Origin of the sequence: Bradyrhizobium sp. AUGA SZCCT0105 (assembly GCF_018129565.1) — a bacterium.
GTDB lineage: Bacteria > Pseudomonadota > Alphaproteobacteria > Rhizobiales > Xanthobacteraceae > Bradyrhizobium.
In genome coordinates, this window is the sequence record NZ_JAFCMK010000014.1 from 77,553 (window position 1) to 96,140 (window position 18,588).

General features: G+C 64.6%; 16 protein-coding genes and 1 pseudogene. 12 read left to right on the plus strand and 5 right to left on the minus strand.

Annotated features, from left to right (window positions below; translation table 11 throughout):
- Positions 1-30: 30 nt before the first annotated feature.
- Positions 31-159 (plus strand): annotated as a pseudogene (locus JQ573_RS36685) (acyl-CoA dehydrogenase); the annotation flags it as partial.
- A gap of 216 nt (positions 160-375) precedes the next feature.
- Positions 376-585, plus strand: a complete 210-nt coding sequence (locus tag JQ573_RS36690; RefSeq protein ID WP_212317019.1) for a hypothetical protein — start codon at positions 376-378, stop codon at positions 583-585.
- 832 nt (positions 586-1,417) lie between these two features.
- Here the strand turns inward: JQ573_RS36690 and JQ573_RS36695 are convergent.
- Positions 1,418-1,921, minus strand: coding sequence for an isoprenylcysteine carboxylmethyltransferase family protein (locus JQ573_RS36695; protein ID WP_312011733.1), 504 nt, complete (start codon positions 1,919-1,921; stop codon positions 1,418-1,420).
- 394 nt (positions 1,922-2,315) lie between these two features.
- Between JQ573_RS36695 and JQ573_RS36700 the strand changes: the two genes are divergently transcribed.
- Positions 2,316-2,570, plus strand: a complete 255-nt coding sequence (locus JQ573_RS36700; protein ID WP_212317015.1) for a hypothetical protein — start codon at positions 2,316-2,318, stop codon at positions 2,568-2,570.
- 179 nt (positions 2,571-2,749) lie between these two features.
- Here the strand turns inward: JQ573_RS36700 and JQ573_RS36705 are convergent, their stop codons facing one another.
- Positions 2,750-3,274 carry a DUF2867 domain-containing protein gene (locus JQ573_RS36705; protein WP_212317013.1) on the minus strand — a complete coding sequence of 175 codons (525 nt, stop codon included), beginning with the start codon at positions 3,272-3,274 and terminating at the stop codon, positions 2,750-2,752.
- Positions 3,275-3,752: 478 nt separating this feature from the next.
- Between JQ573_RS36705 and JQ573_RS36710 the strand changes: the two genes are divergently transcribed.
- Positions 3,753-5,720 carry a methyl-accepting chemotaxis protein gene (locus JQ573_RS36710; RefSeq protein ID WP_212317012.1) on the plus strand — a complete coding sequence of 656 codons (1,968 nt, stop codon included), beginning with the start codon at positions 3,753-3,755 and terminating at the stop codon, positions 5,718-5,720.
- A gap of 70 nt (positions 5,721-5,790) precedes the next feature.
- Positions 5,791-6,237, plus strand: coding sequence for a DUF1801 domain-containing protein (locus JQ573_RS36715; protein WP_212317011.1), 447 nt, complete (start codon positions 5,791-5,793; stop codon positions 6,235-6,237).
- 220 nt (positions 6,238-6,457) lie between these two features.
- Here the strand turns inward: JQ573_RS36715 and JQ573_RS36720 are convergent, their stop codons facing one another.
- Entirely contained in the window at positions 6,458-8,650 is a 2,193-nt protein-coding gene (locus tag JQ573_RS36720) for a bifunctional diguanylate cyclase/phosphodiesterase (protein WP_212317010.1), read from the minus strand.
- 441 nt (positions 8,651-9,091) lie between these two features.
- Entirely contained in the window at positions 9,092-9,529 is a 438-nt protein-coding gene (locus JQ573_RS36725) for a L,D-transpeptidase (protein ID WP_249132693.1), read from the minus strand.
- A 192-nt stretch (positions 9,530-9,721) separates the two neighbouring features.
- Between JQ573_RS36725 and mepA the strand changes: the two genes are divergently transcribed.
- The 6 genes from mepA (at position 9,722) to JQ573_RS36755 (ending at position 15,143) form a co-directional block, all read left to right on the plus strand.
- Positions 9,722-10,669 (plus strand): penicillin-insensitive murein endopeptidase, encoded by a 948-nt coding sequence (mepA, locus tag JQ573_RS36730; RefSeq protein ID WP_212317009.1) that lies wholly within the window; start codon positions 9,722-9,724, stop codon positions 10,667-10,669.
- Between the two features lie 149 nt (positions 10,670-10,818).
- Complete coding sequence (locus JQ573_RS36735) at positions 10,819-11,328, plus strand: hypothetical protein (RefSeq protein WP_212317008.1); 510 nt, start codon at positions 10,819-10,821, stop codon at positions 11,326-11,328.
- A gap of 206 nt (positions 11,329-11,534) precedes the next feature.
- Positions 11,535-12,320 (plus strand): molybdate ABC transporter substrate-binding protein, encoded by a 786-nt coding sequence (gene modA, locus JQ573_RS36740; protein ID WP_212317277.1) that lies wholly within the window; start codon positions 11,535-11,537, stop codon positions 12,318-12,320.
- A 163-nt stretch (positions 12,321-12,483) separates the two neighbouring features.
- Entirely contained in the window at positions 12,484-13,179 is a 696-nt protein-coding gene (gene modB, locus JQ573_RS36745) for a molybdate ABC transporter permease subunit (protein ID WP_212317007.1), read from the plus strand.
- Positions 13,180-13,181: 2 nt separating this feature from the next.
- On the plus strand, positions 13,182-13,853 hold the full coding sequence (gene modC, locus JQ573_RS36750; protein WP_212317005.1) for a molybdenum ABC transporter ATP-binding protein: 672 nt from the start codon (positions 13,182-13,184) through the stop codon (positions 13,851-13,853).
- Positions 13,854-13,946: 93 nt separating this feature from the next.
- A complete protein-coding gene (locus JQ573_RS36755) occupies positions 13,947-15,143 on the plus strand; it encodes a hypothetical protein (protein ID WP_212317003.1) in 1,197 nt (398 codons plus the stop codon).
- A gap of 55 nt (positions 15,144-15,198) precedes the next feature.
- Here the strand turns inward: JQ573_RS36755 and JQ573_RS36760 are convergent, their stop codons facing one another.
- A complete protein-coding gene (locus tag JQ573_RS36760) occupies positions 15,199-16,992 on the minus strand; it encodes a potassium/proton antiporter (RefSeq protein ID WP_212317001.1) in 1,794 nt (597 codons plus the stop codon).
- A 239-nt stretch (positions 16,993-17,231) separates the two neighbouring features.
- Between JQ573_RS36760 and JQ573_RS36765 the strand changes: the two genes are divergently transcribed.
- Positions 17,232-18,548 carry a mechanosensitive ion channel family protein gene (locus JQ573_RS36765; protein ID WP_212316999.1) on the plus strand — a complete coding sequence of 439 codons (1,317 nt, stop codon included), beginning with the start codon at positions 17,232-17,234 and terminating at the stop codon, positions 18,546-18,548.
- The last annotated feature ends 40 nt before the right edge of the window (positions 18,549-18,588 follow it).

Sequence of the window (18,588 nt, forward strand, 5' to 3'; positions counted from 1 at the left end):
TTGGCGGCTTCTTTCATTCAGCCGAACGACATGTTCGAGCGGCGGTTCCGCGACGTGCATGCGATCGCGCAGCAGATCCAGGCGCGCGATACGCAGTATGAGGACGCCGGCAAGGCGATCCTGGCGGGAAATCTCGGCGCTCCGCCGACAGCGCGCTGAAGCGCGATGAAGTCAGATTGAACCAGGGCGTGCACTCATAAGTCCGCCATGTCGGCTCTTACCCTAAAACCGGACATCGCCGAGTGACCACCGCATTTCAGTTTTGGGCCAAGAGCGGATGCTCTCGCAGATTAGATCGAAATTTCGGAAACAGCTTTGTTGGTGCTTAATCTGGCTGTAGTAGATCGCCCCGCATGAAAAAATCGAGAAACCTTCATGGATGCGAAATCCGCCGCACAAATTAAGAGGCACACAGATATAGTGGTTAGGGAGCTATCCTTGGCACTGATCCTTGCTGAAGGCGCATGTGCAGCGGATGAGTTTATGAGACTAAAGACATCATTCGGCGACATTATCGCTCGTGTCGACAACATGCTTTACGAGACCATCTACAAAGATCATCCCAATCTGGACGACACAAAATAGTTTTGCTGCGCAGTTCCGGGCGCACACCTTCCGAGGTGGATGCCTCGGCAATGTCCGCTAAGGGTCCAAAAGCCGTCGATCTCGAGCGAACCTAGGGACTTCCGGTTCACTTCGGAGAGCCGACGTTCTCGATGGTCATCCAGACCGTCAGCTATGTGCGGACTAACGACCGCTTCCACAATTAAAAGAGGCCCCGCCTAGCATTATCGGAGTTGCATTGAGTCCGGCCCCCGCACCTCGGACCATTCTGTAACGCCCAACGTGTCCGATAGTACGGTAAGGACAACGGATTTATCAGTTTTTGCGTCGCTGGGCAGAATGGCATTGAGACCCGTCACACCACTCCTCCATGTGAGGCTCTGCTTTACTCCCACTGCCTCTATTCCGTTATATCGTCGAAACATGAAAACCTGCCAAGCGCCGCCGGCCAAACGATAGCAGCCTTTAACGAAGGCCATGTCTTCGGTCATGACAAGATCAAATGTTATTTCTGCCTTCATCGAACCTCTCGCCGCAAACTTAGCAATCAAAGTTACGAGTGAAGTGCCCGCGCCTCGCACAATGCATGTCGCCTGCGGGTCAATCGCGCCGTCTTGATCGTCCGCCGAGAACTTCCGGTCTAGCCCGGAGAACGGACCTACTGAGGCCTCCTCCTCATGTCTCAAACGGGCCAGCCGCTGACTTGTGGCAAACAAGCTCTGGTCGACGGCAACCTCGTTGTCTTGCCTTTCGATAGCCGTGCATGGCGTCGCCGCAGCTGCTGCACCTGATCAGGGAGGAGAGGCGCGCTTGGACCTTAGCGAAGGCAGTGCCCATCGTCATGATGCTCGCGTTACGGGACTCGCCATGGGGTCAGCCGTGGAACCCAGCGCGGGACATTGGCCCGAAAGTCCTCGTACTGCGCGCCAAATGTCTGCTTGAGCGTTGGTTCTTCGTACAACAAGACGAAGACGTGGAAAAACAGCCAGAGCAGCGCGGCATACCAGAGGAGGCGCCAATCGCCGAATAAAAGTGCTTGACCAAAAATGACGGCAGCGACCCCGACGTAAATCGGATTTCGTACGTGGCGATAGAGACCCGTGATCACCAGCTTCTGTGTCGGCGCGATCGGGGCTGGCGCTCCCAGCCCCTGCAGTGCAAACCGCGCGAACGAATCTACAACTCCGGGCACTCCGGCGATGATCAACATAGGTCCGACGGCGCGGGTCAGTTCAAAGCCAAAAAAAGCCGGCCGGAACTCCCAATGTGTGATCCACCATGGGACGAACCCCGCCAGCACCAAGGGCGCGGCGACGAAGAATAGAGCAGAGCCCAAGATGGCAATCGCCTTCGACACGCGTAGCCCTGATACCAATGTTGCAATCCACGCTACTCCAACCAAGCGCGAACCGGAAGACGGGCCAAAAAGCTCCTTCCATCTAAGGCCCCATGTCGGAAGCGCCATGTCGGCTTGGGATCAATCGTCGTTTTTGCAGTCGGCCAGCTACGTCCGGTCTTCCCTCGGCTTCGGCGATGTCGCTGCACTGCGCCAGCTGACGCGGTGGGCCATATGCCGTCCTAGAGGTCGCGCGTCGGTTCGAGGATCATTCGTAAATCACGGGGGATTGCTCGCGGACCATCAACGTCCAGGGGCCTTGATCGTACATCTCGGACTCGGGCTCATCGCTCTTGCCGTAGTGCAGTCGCGAGCCTGCTTCTAGCCGAGCGCAAATCCGCACTAGGAGTGGCTCTTGAGGCTCGACGCCATGGACGGCAAGGGCCGCTGGCAGTTGCCGCCACCGTTTCCCTGTGAAGACGCCGGTGTGGCGATCGGGTTCGCAGCAGCAATACATCCGACCGGCCCGAAACGTAATGTGCAGCTCGAACTCCTCTCCCTGGCCTCGGACGTTCTCGACGCTCAGCGCATAATATTGGTCAGGACGTTCTTCGGCGCCTCGGTTTCGTCGGAGCAAGTCAATCCAGGCAGCATAGATGCGTGCTCGTAGGGTCGTGTGTTCATCCATGAGAGTGGCGCTGACAGCGCGTTCATTCGGATCAAGATCCTGGCAGTCGAGTGAGGCAGGCTCAGCCCGATCGGCCTGTGAACCAAGAAACAGGAAGTCTCGCTTTGTACGGGCCAGGACCTGCACTCATAAATGGCGTGCCCCCATCAATCCGCCATGCTCTACTGTAGTTGGGTTTGTGCACAGCGTGCCAGGTTGGCCCTGACCACGAGGTGATGAAAAGGCCTGATCGCGTTGAGATAGGTGAAGCCCAGGGCATTGTGGGTATGCACGACGGTTGTCGCGATGAGCAACGTGCCTGTTGGAGAATGGCGTCGGAGCAGAGATAGCCGGAAGTCGAGGTGGCGGTCATCCGTACCGAGCACAATTTCGTCCTTGCCCTCCCAGTGCACCGGGAAGAAGTCCACCCGTTCATGGCTGTCCGGGAACGTCCTGACCGTATCGGAGGTCTTGATGCCAAAGGGCGTAACCATGGCGTCGCGCAGCGCGATCAACGCCTTTTGCCACGCGGGTGGATTGACGAGTGTCCGCGTCGCCAGCTCGCGCATGCTCGACTGTTCCGATGCACTCAAGTCGATGCTGTAGCTATCGAGTAAACTGGCGTTCTCGTACCAGCTCGCCACGACACTTTCCGACGGCGGCGTCGTCCGGCGTACCTGCGGTTTGCGGTCTAAACCCATGCTCATGACGATGTCACCTATTCAAGGGGCCAATAGGAAGAGCCATTCTCAGTTTTAGACGCGAGTAATTTACCTACGCTGAGCTCGCAACTCGTCGCTGGTTTGCAGGTCTTCAATCTACGGTGATCGGCGCGGGGTCTCAAGGCCGATTGCGGCTAGCTGCATTGAGAAGGAAGTCCGGTTGAGTCATTCTCGACCGATTTCAACGTGGCTTCGCGATGTCCGCTTATTCTCCGGAAGCGGACATCGGACCGCTGGCGGTTATGAGCACGCGCCCTAACGACCGCGAGGACGCTGCGCTCCCTCTCCCGCTTGCGGGGAGGGCTGGGGTGGGGGTATCGCCGCGAATCCCATCGTGCATGGTACGAAAGTAGGCACCGGCGACAACGGTCGAGGTACGAATACCGGCGGCAACAACACCCGGTTGTTAAGCTTTTTCTGAGACTTTCCGGCCAGCGCTAATGCCTGGAGTTCCACTGGCCCCATGTTCAAGCTTCGATCGATTGCCGCCCGCCTGATCCTGGCGATTTCACTGACCGTTGCCGTCGCCTGCGCCATCCTCGGCAGCTTCTGCATCAGCCAGCAGCGCACGCTGACGCGGCTCGCGCTCGATCAGCAGCTCAAGCTGCAGTATGACAGTGTGATTGCGGCGATCGAATACGAAGGCCGCGCAGCATTGGCCGTCAGTTCCGCCATTGCGGCGCTGCCGCCGGTCGGCGACGCGATCGTCAGGAACGATCGCGAGGCCCTTGCGGCGCTGCTCGGCGATGCCAACAAGGCGCTGATCGCGCAGGGCATCCCGCTGATTACGTTCCAGACACCCCCGGCGCTATCGTTCTACCGCGTGCACGCGCCCAAGGTCTTCGGCGACGACGTATCCGGGCGCCGCACGACCGTGGTCGAGGCAATCAGGAGCGGCCGGTCAATCGTCGGCGTCGAGCCCGGCCGCGAGGCACTCGGCATCTTCGGCATGACCCCGATCATCCGCGACGGCAAAAGCATCGCCAATGTCGACATCGGCGCCGCCTTCGGCAAGGAATTCGTCGACCGCGCCAAGAAGCGCTTCGGCATCGACCTCGCCGTGCATTCCTTCGACGGCCAGACCTTCAAGCGGCTGTCCTCGACCTTCGGCGACACCGTGGTCGCGACCCACGACGAGCTCAAGGGCGTGATGAACGGCGCAGCCCTGCTGCGCGACGCGAAGCTCGATGGCCACGCGGTAGAGCTCTATCTCGGGCAGATCAAGAACTATGCCGGCGAGCCGGTCGCCGTGCTCGAGATCATCAAGGACACCAGCGACTATGAAGCGGCCGCGGCGAGCGCGCAGCGCAATCTGATCCTCGGCACCGTCGCGATCCTGGCCGCGGCCGTGTTGCTCGCATTCCTGCTCGGCCGCGGCCTGTCACGGCCGCTCATCGCGATCACCGCGGTCATGAACCGGCTGTCCAGCGGCGACACCAGCGTCACGATATCAGGCAGCGAGCGGCGCGACGAGCTCGGCACGATGGCGAAGGCGGTCGACGTGTTCCGCCGCGGCATGCTCGAAACCTCTTCGCTGCGCGATGCACAGGAGGCCGACAAGCTGAAGGCTGCGGCCGACAAGCAGGCGCTGCAGCGGCAGATGGCCGACCGCTTCGAAGCCGACGTCAAGGGCATGGTCGCCGCCGTCGCGCAGTCGTCGAGCGCCATGCAGCGCGTCGCCAGCGAGATCACCACCAGCGTCAACGGCACCTCCGAACGGACTGCGGCGGCAGCCGCCGCGTCCGAGGAGGCGTCGGCCAGCGTCAATGCGGTCGCAGCCGCCACCGAAGAGCTGGCCTCCTCGATCACCGAGATCGGCCGCCAGGTCACCCATTCCAGCCGCGTCGCCGACAATGCCGTGGCCAAGGCGATGGAGACCACCGAGATGGTGACGAGCCTTGCCGCATCCGCGGAGAAGATCGGCGACGTGCTGCGCCTGATCAGCGCGATCGCGAGCCAGACCAACCTGCTGGCGCTCAACGCCACCATCGAGGCCGCCCGCGCCGGCGAGGCCGGCCGCGGCTTTGCCGTGGTTGCCGCCGAAGTGAAGGGGCTGGCGAGCCAGACCGCGAAGGCGACCGAAGAGATCGCCGGCCAGGTCGGCGCGATCCAGTCCGCCACCGGCAATTGCGTCAGCGCGATCGGCGACATCAGCGGCACCATCCGCGAGATCTCGGGCATCGCCACCGCGATCGCGGCCGCCGTCGAGCAGCAGGACTCGGCGACGCGGGAGATCGCCCGCAGCGTCCAGCAGGCGTCCTCCGGCACGGTCGAGGTCTCCGCCAACATCGCAGGCGCCAGCGAAGCCGCCGGCCAGTCCCGCGCCCTCACCGGCAATGTGCTGGATACCTCGAGCCAGCTCGGCGATCACGCCTCCGCGCTGTCGCACAGCGTCGACACGTTCCTCGCCGGCCTGCGCAACGCGGCCTGACCGGCGGGCTATGTGTCGTTGAAGGCGCTATGGTAGATTGACGCGATACGTCGTCCTCGCGGAGCCCTCCATGCGCAAGCCGGCAACATCGACCAGCAAGGCGGCACGGCGCCCCCAAGCGAAAGCGGCGGATACGCTGTTCGACGCCTACCCCGCCCCCGTCAAAGCCAAGCTGCTGGCGCTGCGGCGCCTGATCTTCGAGACCGCGAAGGCAACCAGGGGCGTTGGCGCGCTGGAAGAGACGCTGAAGTGGGGGCAGCCGAGCTACCTTACGCCGGAGACCGGCAGCGGCAGCACGGTCCGGATCGATCAGGTGAAGCCCGCCGCCGACCAGGTCGCGGTCTACTTCCACTGCCAGACCAATCTGGTCGAGACCTTCCGCGAGCTCTATCCCGAGCTCAGCTACAGTGGCAACCGCGCGATCCTGCTCGATGTCGCGGCCAAGCTTCCGGAGCCCGCGCTGCGCCACTGCGTGGCGCTGGCGCTGACTTATCACCTGAAGAAGAAAGCGACGTAGGGCGTGATAGCGACGGCGGCACCTCCCTCTCCCCGTTCTTACGGGGAGAGGGTTGGCGAGGTGCCGTCTCCGCGCAAACGGTGACAGCTGTGTTTGCGGAGGTTCCCCTCACCCGGAACGCATCTAACGATGCGTTCCGACCTCTCCCCGCACGCGGGGCGAGGTAAGCGGAGCGCAACGCTCGGTCGGGTCGAGGTAACATTTCTCGCTCAAGGCTTCGCTACGCCGCCGTCGCGACGCGCTGCGCCTTCAGCAGGCTGATGACCTCGGCATTCGGCCGCGCGCGGCTGAACAGGAAGCCCTGGCCCTCGTGGCAGCCCTCGGCGCGCAGGCAGCTCAGCTCCGCCTCGGTCTCGACGCCCTCGGCAGTGATGGTGACGCCGAGTCCCACGCCGAGGCTGACGATCGAACGCACGATCGCCTGCGCGTCCGGGTTCGCGCCGAGGTCGCGCACGAACGACTGGTCGATCTTGATCTTGTCGAACGGAAAGCTGCGCAGATAGCTGAGGCTCGAATAGCCGGTGCCGAAATCGTCCATCGACATCCGCACCCCGAGCGCGCGCAGTGCATGCAGCGTTGCCAGCACCTGGCTGCTCTTCTCGAGCAGCAGCGTCTCGGTGATTTCGAGCTCGAGCCGCCGCGCCGGCAGGCCGGATTGCCGCAAGGCGTCGGTGATCAGCGCCAGCAGATTGCCGGTGCGGAATTGCAGCGGCGACAGATTGACCGCGACGCGGACGTCGTCGGGCCATTGCGCCGCGTCCCTGCAGGCGCGATGCAGCATCAGCGCGCCCAGCGGATTGATCAGGCCGGTCTCCTCGGCCACCGGAATGAACTCGCCGGGCGAGATCATGCCGCGCTCCGGATGCGGCCAACGCACCAGCGCCTCGAAGCCGGTGATGCGTCCGCTGGTGAGATCGACCAGCGGCTGGTAATAGGGCCGCAGACCTTCGTTCTGAATCGCATCGCGCAGATCGATCTCGATCTTGCGGCGGCTCTGAGCGCGTGCATCCATCTCGGCTTCAAAGAAGGAGAAGGTGCCGCGGAATTCGCTCTTGGCACGCGACAGCGCCATGTCGGCGCTCTTCAGCAGCTTTTCGGAATCCTCGCCGTCGCCGGGCGACATCGCGATCCCGATGCTGGCGCCGACCACCACCGAATGGCCATCGAGCAGATAGGGCTCGCCGATCGCATCCAGGATCCGCCGCGCCAGCAGCACCGCGTCCTCGGGCCGCATCACGCCGCCCTGCACGATGGTGAATTCATCGGAGTTGAGCCGGGCCAGCGCGTCTTCCTCGCGCAGCGTCGAGCGCAGGCGCTTGGCGACCCCGCGCAACAGCTTGTCGCCGATGCCGTGGCCGAGCGTGTCGTTGACCGCCTTGAAATTGTCGAGCCCGAGCATCAGGACCGCGACCTTGTCGGTCGAGCGGCGGGTGTGCTGCAGCATATCTTCCATCTGCTGGCGCAGCAGATTGCGGTTCGGCAGGCCGGTCAGGCTATCGTGCTGGGCCATGAAGGCCAGCCGCGCCTCGGCGCGCTTGCGTTCGGTGATGTCCATCAGCGCGAGCAGCATCGCCGGTTGATCGCCATGCATCAATTGGCGCGAATAGATCGCCAGGTCGATCAGCGTGCCGTCCGCGCGCACGTGCTTCCAGGTCCGCGCCGCCTGCTCGTCGCTGCTGCGGCCGGCGGCCCAGGGCAGCTCGGCATCGAACGCCTGCAGGCTCTTGATCGTCATCTTCTCGAATTCGGCGCGGACATAGCCGTAATGCGCGATCGCGGCGTCGTTGACTGCGAGGATCTTTTCACCATCGAGCGCGCACAGGATCATCGGCACCGGATTGCCGTCGAACAGCAGGCGGAACGACGCCTCGCGCTGTTTCAGTTCGGTGATGTCGACGCGCAGACCGACGATGCCGCCATCTGCGGTCAACCGCTCCTCGATCAGGACCACGCGGCCATCGGCCAGGACCTGCTCATGCCGCTCGCCCGGCTGGTACATCTTCTCGAGCCGCTCGGCGATCCACTCCTCTTCGCGACCGGCCGCCTCGGGATAGTCGCCGCGCGCGACGCCGACGCGGATGGTGTCTTCCAGGCGCGCACCTTGCTCGAACAGGTCGGAACTGCGCTTGTAGATTTCCGAGTATTTCTTGTTCCAGAGGGTGTAGCGGCCTTCGGGGTCCAGGAACACGATGCCTTGCGGCAGGATGTCGATCGCCTCACGCAGCCGCGCATTGGACTTGCGGGCCTCGGCGATCGCCGCATCGGCCTGCGCGCGCTGGCGCACCAGTTCGCCGATCTCGACGGCGGTCCGGCGCGAACTGCCGGACATCTTCGGCATCGGCCTGGGCCGGCGGCCCTGAGGACCGGACAGTTTGGCCTGCTTCGGTTTCTTGGTCTTTTTCGGCCGCATCATCGGTATCGCACGCCCCACGCGCATTCCAGTTCGACGGCATTTCTGCGATAAGTGTCTGAAAAATTGGTATCTCTCGGCGAATAGCTGCGCTGCCTGAGAAAGCCGTACCTGCCCGCTTTGCAGGCGAGCTCACGCCGGATGCGAGTAGCTCGCGGGTGTGCACGCGGCGAACAGCGCAGATTTGCGGCGTGGACCCGCCGGAGCATGGTGAAGGAAGCGTAAACCGGCGCGCAACTGCACAATGAACGCGCCGGATGCGGCTCAAGCGCATCAATGTTTGTCAGCGTGTGACAGGGTTATCGCAGGGTTAAGGCACCGCCCGTTTGCGCGCGAGCGGCGAGCCAGAGCTTGGGTTCTGATTGAATCAGAACCGAAGCTCTAGATTCTTGTTTTGACGCGTTTTCCTCACGCGAACCGATGTCCACTTCGCTCGCAAACGCTTTAGTTGGTGATCTCGATCCGCGTGCCGCCGCGGCCACTGCGCTCGACCAGCCCGTAGAGCTGTGCGGCGTGCGAGGGATGCAGGCGCACGCAGCCATGCGAGGCCGGTCCGCCGAGACGCGTGAGTTCGTAGGTGCCGTGGATGGCGAAGCCGCCGTGGAAGAAGATCGCGTACGGCATCGGCGAGTTGTAGTATTTGCGCGAGTACCAGCGGCGCGCCATCATCTGCGGGCGGAACACGCCGTTCGGCGTGCCGTAACCGCGGCGCCCGGTCGACACCGGCCAGTTATAGCGCGTCGCGCCGTCGACGCTGACCGCCATACGCTGCGCTGATTTGTCGATGTGAACGACGATGTCGGCTCGCGCCGGAGAGAGTGCCAATGTCGACGCGGCAATCGCGGCGGCAAACACCGGCCGTACGCAACATACGCTTGTCATCAAAACGCCTGCCTGAAATGATTGCGCGCATGATGTCGCCTGCCACGCGCGCTTGTAAAGTGGCGTGGATCACATGCGCCGGCAAGCCGCGGGTCATCTTGATCCGCCTTGTGGGCGATCAAGCAAATGGGATGAAAGCGCGGTTGGCCTGCTTCGAATCCATGTTAGCCTTGCGCCGACAGAGTGATCCGAATGACACCCCGCCTGCGTCTGATCCCGCTCCTGATCTCGACCCTCCTCGCCTGCAGCATCTCCGCGCGTGCGCAGGACAAGGGCTCGCTCAATCCGCAGCCATTGCCGCCGCTCGCTAACCCCAGCGATCCAGCGATCGGGGCGAATCAGCTATTCGCGCGCAAGGTGCTGCCGGCGGCGCTGCCGACCCAATCGATCGGCGGCTACACCAAGGGCTGTCTTGCCGGCGCCGCGCAGATGCCGCTCAACGGCGACACCTGGCAAGTGATGCGCCTGTCGCGCAACCGCTATTGGGGTCACCCCAACATGATCGCGCTCCTGAAGCGGCTGGCGGCCAACGCACACAGGGACGCCGGCTGGCCCGGCATCCTGGTCGGCGACATCGGCCAGCCGCGCGGCGGCCCCGCGCTCTCCGGCCATGCCAGTCACCAGATCGGGCTCGACGCCGACATCTGGCTGACGCCGATGCCCGATCGCAAATTGTCGCGCGAGGACCGCGAGGAGATGTCGGCGGTGATGATGGTGCGCGACGACCGGCTCGATATCGATCCGCGCGTGTTCACGCCGGCTCATGTGCTGGTCCTCCGCGACGCGGCGCGCGAGCCTGCGGTGCAGCGCATCTTCGTAAACCCGGCGATCAAGAAGGCGCTATGCCGCGAGGCCAAGGGCGACCGCGGCTGGTTGTCAAAGATCCGGCCGTGGTGGGGCCACGACTACCACTTCCACATCCGCATGCGGTGTCCGTCCGGCAGCCCGGCATGCGAGGGGCAGAAACCGCAGACGGAGGGCGAGGGCTGCAAGCCGTCCGATCTCGCCTTCTGGTTCAAGGACTCGGTGCTGCATCCGAAGCCTCCGCCGAAGCCGCCGAAGCCGCGCCCGCCGATGACGCTGGCGCAGATGCCGGCGGCCTGCAAGACGGTGCTGAACGCAGCCGACGCCAAGCAGTAATATTCAAAGCAATAACATCTTTGTCAGGCGGCTTTTCCGGCCGGCTCGAACTGCGTTATGATTGCGCGTCGTCGCGCCGTAAGCGCGTTCGAGCGATGGATCGGGGCCGCTGATCTCTCTTCATCCGTCACAATTGCATTGGACCAGTCATGCGCAAATCGCTCCTCGCCGCATCGCTCCTGCTTGCCTCAGTTCCCGCCTTCGCGGCGGAAGAGCCGAGCGGCTGCGACAAATTCAAATGGTCGATCGACCGCGCACGCGCCGCGCTCACCGCGCCCGATCGCGCCAAGCTTGCCTCGGGCAGCGAACAGGCCGCACTGCTGCCGACCGCCATCACGCTGGCGCTGGTCGCGCCCGGCGAGGCCAAACTGCCGAGCCCGCCCGAGCGCGCACCGAAGGACGGCACCTTCGCCGGCTTCACCAGCTTCAAAGCCGCCCCGAAGGCCGGGCTCTATACCGTCAGCCTGTCGGCCGGGGCCTGGGTCGACCTGGTGCAGGACGGGCATTTCCTGAAGCCGAAGGCCTTCAGCGGCGCGACCGACTGCGACGGGATCCGCAAGACCATGAAATATGACCTCGCCGCCAGCCCCTTCGTGCTGCAGGTCAGCGGCTCAAAAGAGAACTCGCTGTCGATCGCGATCCAGCCGTCGGACGAATAGCACGACCGGTTAGACAAACGGTCGCCTTTACCGTAAGTCCCAGCCTGCTATGTTTGCAGTGCGATATCCCCGAGGACCGTAAGTCCTTCGGGGACCAGCGGAACAGCGCTTCCGTCCGTCGCGCCCAGAACCCACCCAACGCCTGGTTTGCGCGCGCTTGTTCGCGCGTGAGCTCGCACGGAGCGCTTGCCATGTCACGACTTTCGATTTCAAGGCTTGCCGGACTTTTCACTGCCTTCGTCATCCTGCTCGGTGCGATCCATTCGCCCGCGCGCGCCGAAGACAAGACGCTCACCGTCTTTGCCGCCGCTTCGATGAAGAATGCGCTCGACGAGATCGATGCGGCCTATACCGCCAAGACCGGCGTCAAGATCAGCGCCAGCTATGCCGCGAGTTCGGCATTGGCAAAGCAGATCGAGCAGGGCGCCCCGGCCGACGTGTTCGTCTCCGCCGACACCGACTGGATGGACTATGCGATCAAGCAGAAGAACATCAATGAGCCGACGCGGGTGAACCTGCTCGGCAACTCGATCGTGCTGATCGCGCCGAAGGATTCCATGATCGGCAATCTCAGCATCGGGCCTGGCTTCGATCTCGCCAAGCTCGCCGGCGACGGCAAGATCGCAACCGGCGACGTCAAGGCGGTGCCGGTCGGCAAATACGCCAAGGCCGCGCTCGAGAAGCTCGGCGCCTGGCAGGCCGCGGAGTCGAAATTCGCGATGGCGGAAAGCGTTCGCGCGGCACTGACGCTGGTGGCGCGCGGCGAGGCCGTGCTCGGCATCGTCTATTCGACCGACGCCAAGGTCGAGCCGGGCGTCAAGATCATCGGCACCTTCCCGGCCGACACCCATCCCGCGATCATCTACCCGGTTGCGGCGACCACGACCGCCAAGCCCGAGACCGCTGACTATCTCGCCTTCCTGCGCTCGTCCGCGGCGAAGACGATCCTCGAGAAGTACGGCTTCAAGTTCCTGATCAGCCCGACGACCTGAGCCCAGCGCCGCCGATTTGACGTTCCTCCAGCGATTGCCGCACGCACCGTGAGGAACGTCAAATCGACCAGCGACACTGGCCTATTGACTCTGACTGGTGTCTGTTCCCGAAGTTCGTAACTGAGGAGCCGCGCTTGCATACGAACTTCGGGAATAGACGCTAGTGTTTGAGATCTCGCCGACCGAATGGATGGCGATCCTGCTGTCGCTGCGGGTCGCCGTCATCGCAACGCTGGTGGCGACCCCGTTCGGTATCGCGCTCGCCTGGCTGCTGGCGCGGCGCGATTTCTGGGGCAAGTCGCTGCTGGATGCCGCCGTGCATCTGCCGCTGGTGCTGCCGCCCGTCGTCACCGGCTATCTGCTGCTGCTGACCTTCGGCAAGCGCGGCCTGGTCGGCGGTTGGCTGGCCGATCATCTCGGCATCGTCTTCGCGTTCCGCTGGACCGGCGCTGCGCTCGCCTGCGGCGTGATGTCGTTTCCGCTTCTGGTGCGCCCGATCCGGCTTTCGATCGAAGCGGTCGACCGCCGCCTCGAGCAGGCCGCCGAGACGCTCGGCGCCGCGCCCTGGCGGGTGTTCGCAACGGTGACGCTGCCGCTCGCGCTGCCGGGCGTGCTGGCCGGCATGGTGCTCGGCTTTGCCAAGGCGATCGGCGAGTTCGGCGCGACCATCACCTTCGTCTCCAACATTCCCGGCGAGACCCAGACCATTTCATCGGCGATCTATTCGCTGATCCAGACGCCTGACGGCGACACCGCCGCGGCGCGGCTCGTGATCATCTCGATCGTGCTCGCGGTCGGCGCATTGGTCGCGGCTGAAGTATTTGCGCGCCGCGCCACGGCGCGCCTGCACGGGCAATAGCGATGCTGCGCGTCGACATCACCAAGCAGCTCGGCGAGTTCTCGCTGGCGGCATCGTTCAGCAGCGAGGGCCGTGTCACCGGCCTGTTCGGCGCGTCCGGCTCCGGCAAGACGTCGCTGATCAACACCATCGCCGGGCTGGTTCGTCCTGATCGCGGCACCATCGTGATCGACGGCGAGACGGTCGACGATACCGTAGCCGGCATCCATGTCCCGACCTACCGGCGGCGCATTGGCTACGTCTTCCAGGACGCCCGGCTGTTTCCGCATCTCGATATCAGGCAGAACCTCGATTACGGCCGCCGGATGAACGGGCTCACGGAGGATCCTGCGCAACATAAACGCGTCGTCGATCTGCTCGACATCGGCGCCCTGCTCGACCGGCGCCCCGGAAAGCTCTCCGGCGGCGAGCGGCAGCGCGTCGCGCTCGGCCGGGCCCTCTTGTCCAAGCCGCGGCTATTGCTGCTGGATGAGCCGCTGGGGGCGCTCGACGAGAGCCGCAAGCTCGAGATCCTGCCCTATCTGGTGCGGCTGCGTGACGAGGCCGGCGTCCCGATGGTCTATGTCAGCCACGACGCGGCCGAGCTTCGCCAACTCGCCACCCAGATCGTGATGCTGCGCCGCGGCCAGGTCACCGCGTTCGGCGGTGTTAAGGTGTTGACGGGCGGCGCGTAGCTGGCCGTTTTTCCGAAAGTCGGCATAAGATAGCCCATCTTGTCTGCTAGGCCCGGATCGGGGCGTCCGATCGGGCATGGGGAAAGGTGCACTTTGCGACTGACTGGCTGGGTATTGCTGCTGATCGGCGGGCTGCTGTGCGCCACGATTTCGTGGGCCGCCCTGGGCTTCCTGCTGATGGGCATCGGCCTGATCTCGCTGCAGGTCGCCGAGCGCCGCCGACGCCTCGGTGACGATACCGTGCCGGCCGGGGCTGGGGGATTTACCCCCCCGCGCCTCAGTGCCGGGCTACAGCCGCCGACCCTCGACCCGGTCAACGGCCAAGACACTGGCCGAGACACTGACCAGGACGCCGGACCGCAGCGCCAGCCGCGCCGGGTGGCCTGGCCCGACAAGAACGGCGACGCGCCCTATGACCGGCAGGCCTGGCGCCGGCTGGTCGAGAACGATCCCGATCTCGCCCAGCTTGCCAAGGTGCTGGCCGATTACGGCCCGCAATATGTCGATGAGCTCGCGGCCAGCTATCTCGCCGCCCCCGACAAGAGCCGCCTGGGTGCGATCGTCGACGGCATCATCGCGCGCGCCCGCGACGGCCAGCCGGCGCCGCCGCCCGCACCGGTCGAAGGATCGCGGCCACCGCCGCTGCCGCCCCGGCCGCCTCAGGTGGCCGCCCCGGCCGCCAAGCCAGCGACTTCGGCGAGCAATCCCGCCGATGCGCTGGAAGCGTCCCTGCTCGCCACGGTCGAGCAGGCTTCCGCCAGGGTCGCCGCCGAACGCGCGGGTCTCTTCAAGCCGGTCAAGGAGCCTGGCAAGACCACCGACAGCCGGCCGTCGACGGCGGGCCAGCGAGAACCGCTGTTCGGTCGCGCACCCCGGGACGCGAAGCCCGCCGAGCCGCCGCCGATGCCGGCGGAGACGCCCGCCGACCTCGAAGCATCGTTGATCACGGCCATCAGCGAGGCGGCCGCCAGACGGGCGGACATATTCAAGCCGGAGCCGGTGTCGGAGCTGCCGAAGCCGCCACCAGCGAAGGCCGAGATCGGCGCCAATCCGCCGCAGCCCGTTCCGCCTCCGCCCGCCACCACGCCGCCCGCGAAGACGGCACCTACAAAAACAGCGGCCGACAATCTGGACGAGACGCTGCTCGCAGCGCTGGCTGAAATTTCCGGCCAGAAGTTCAAGGACGAGCCCAAGCCGGACGCTGCGTCCAAAGGGCCGCCGGCGGACGACGGCCTGTCCGACATGATCAAGAAGTTCGCCCCGGATTCGAGCTTCCTGCGCAAGCAGTGACGGCGCGGCTCAGATTCTGACACGCGAACCGGCATCCACTTCGCTCGAAAACGCTTTAGACGCCGGCGACCGACGCCCAGATATCGGCGAGCTTGCGCCGGACGGTCTGCATCCGCGTCTGCGGCACGACCTTCTCGTCTTCCTCCGGCAGGCGCAGGCCGACGACGTTGACGCGGCCGCCGCTGATGCTGCGCGCCACCAGCACGATCTCGTCGAGCGCGAGCTCCGCACCTTCCTTCGGCGCGCGGTCGAGATTGATGTCGAAATAATCCGCCAGCGTCAGCTTGGCCTGGTGCTCGTCGACCTTGACGCCGTAGATCTCGGCGAGCTCACCGAGCGTATGCTCGCCCGACACCATGAAGTCGCCGAGCAGATGCGGATCGGGCGCGCTCGACGGCGCCATGTCGACGAAGAAGCGATCGAGCGCCTCGGCGCGCTCCGGCGGCGCCAGCAGATAGATGTAGTCGCCCGGCGCGACCGGATCGGCCTCGACAGGCATCAGGATCCGCTGGTCGCGGATCACCAGCGTCGGCTTCGACCACGATGGGATCAGGCCGCGGCGGAAATACAGGCTCTTCGGCCGCACCGGATAGCCGACCAGCTGCTGCTCGAGCTGGCCGGGCAGGTCCAGTTCGACACGGCGCGGGCCGCGTTCGGCGCGCGGCAGCGCGACGTGCAGCCGCCGCGCCGCCGGCGCCAGCGTCCAGCCCTGCAGCAGCAGCGAGATGATGACGACGACGAAGGCGACGTCGAAATAGAGATAGGCCTTCGACAGGCCGACCAGCATCGGGATCGAGGCGAGGAAGATCGCGACCGCGCCGCGCAAGCCGGTCCAGGCGATGAAGACCTTCTCCCGCCAGTTGAACTTGAACGGCGCAAGACAGATCAAAACCGCCAGCGGCCGCGCAACCAGCATCAGCGCGAATGCCACCAGCACCGCGCCGCCGGCGCTAGAGAGCAGGCGATGCGGCGACACCAGGAGGCCGAGCAGCACGAACATCACGATCTGCGCCAGCCAGGTCGCGGCGTCGAGGAACGTCACCACCGAATTATGCGCGCGGGTCGGCCGGTTGCCGATGATGATACCGGCGAGATAGACCGCGAGGAATCCCGAGGCATGCACGATCTGGGAGCCGCCGAAGATCACCAGCGCCGCGGTCGTGACGAACGGCGCATGCAGGCCCTGCGGCAGCGCGACGCGATTCAGCGCGATCACCACCAGCCGGCCGCCGATCACCCCGATGATGGCGCCGAGCACGGCTTCCTGGATGAACTCCATCGCGATGTGCGAGGCCGAGCTCTGGCCGACCGAGATGAACTCGACCAGCATCAAAGTGAGGAAGATCGCAAACGGGTCGTTGGTGCCGGATTCCGCCTCCAGCGTCGCGCCGACACGTGGGCGCAGGCGCAGACCCTGGGTGTGCACCAGCAGGAACACCGCCGCGGCGTCGGTCGAGGCCACGACGGCGCCCACTAAAAGCGACTCGGTCCAATTGAGGTCGAGCACATAGCGCGCGACCGGCGCCGTGATCAGCGCAGTCAGCAGCACGCCGGCGGTCGCCAGCATCATCGAGGGCGCCAGCACCGTGCGGATGCTGGCAAACCGCGTCTTCAGTCCGCCGTCGAACAGGATCAGCGCCAGCGCCACCGAGCCGACCAGATAGGTGGTGCGGACGTCGTCGAACTGCAGCCGGCCCGGGCCGGAATCGCCCGCCAGCATGCCGACCAGCAAGAACACCAGCAGCAAGGGGGCGCCGAACCGCAGCGCAAGCAGGCTGGACAGGATGCCGGCCATCACCAGCACCGCACCGAGCAGGATCGCTATACTGACGGAGTCGAGGGATGCCATGCGCCTTTGGAGGTCTCAAGGACTTGGGAGGTCTCAAATACTTGCAATTGCATCCTTATCGTCGCCACACTGGGACGCCAACCGAATTCTGAGATAAGCGGCAATGTGCCCGGTCTTTCCTCCCCTAGGTCGCCTCGACACTGTGTTGTATCGATGGTCGCGTGCGCGCCTTTGTGGGAATCTGCGTGGGCATTCGAATCACATTTGCCTGACCCGCGCTGCAAGTTGAGACTTTGCCGATGGACATGAGCTGGAAGGACGTCCTGGAATCGATCCAGATGGCAGCGCGCTCGGTCGGGGCCGAGGTCGCCTCACCCTGGTTCTATCTGCAGTTCGGCATCATCCTCGCCGCCGCGGGCCTCGCCTACGCCGCCGATACCGCCATTCATGCACGGGTCAACTTGTCGTCGCTGGCGAGCCGCTGGCCGCTGCCGCTCCGGCACTTTGCCCGCGTGATGGTATCGAGCGCCTCGACCGCGGTGTTCGCGATCCTGATGGTGATCTCGCGCATCGTGATGTGGCACGCGACCTGGCCGAGCCGCAGCTATCTGATCGCGGTCTCCGCCAAGCTGGCGCTGGCCTGGCTCGTGATCCGCCTCGTGACCTCGGTGATCGACAACGCCTTCATCGTTAAACTGGTCTCGGTCGCGGCCTGGGTGGTCGCCGCCCTCAGCATCATCGGCCAGCTCGACTGGGCGGCCGATACGCTGGATTCGTTCGCCGTCGTCGTGGGCGGTCTGCGGCTGAGCCCGCTGCTGCTGATCAAGGCCGGCGCGGTGCTGATCCTGGCGCTGTGGCTGAGCAATATCGCCAGCAATTTCATCGACGGCCAGATCACCCGCTCGACCGACCTGACCCCGTCGATCCAGGTGTTGCTGGTCAAGATCATTCGCATCGGCCTGATGGTGGTCGCGGTCGCCATCGCCTTGAGCGCCGTCGGGATCAACCTGTCGGCGCTGGCGGTGCTGTCCGGCGCCGTCGGCGTCGGCATCGGTTTCGGCCTGCAGAAGATCGTCGCCAACTTCATCTCGGGCATCATCCTGCTGGTCGACAAGTCGGTGAAGCCGGGCGACCTCGTCACGATCGGCGACAGCCAGGGCCGCATCAGCGCGATGAAGACCCGCTACATCTCGGTCGCCGCCGGCGACGGCCGCGAATTCCTGATCCCGAACGAGGACCTGGTGACGCAGAAGGTCACCAACTGGACCTACACCGACAAGAACACGCTGGTGAAGATCGCGTTCGCCGCCAATTACGACGCCGATCCGAGGCTGGTCTGCAAGCTCGCGATCAATACCGCGACGGCCCACGCCCGCGCACTCAAGGGCAAGCCGCCGAACTGCATCCTGACCGAATTCGCCGAGCTCGGCATGAAGTTCTCGCTGACCTTCTGGATCGCCGATCCCGACGGTATGGACGGTGTGAAGAGCGACGTCATGCTGTCGCTGTGGGACGCCTTCAAGCAAGACGGCATCAAGGTGCCCTACCCGGTGCGGGAACTCCGGATCCGCGGCGGCGCGCTGCCGGTCGAGAGCGTGGTCGAGGTCTCCAGCTAGCGCCTCGTCACGGCTTTTTCGGACAAGCGGCCGCGGCTGT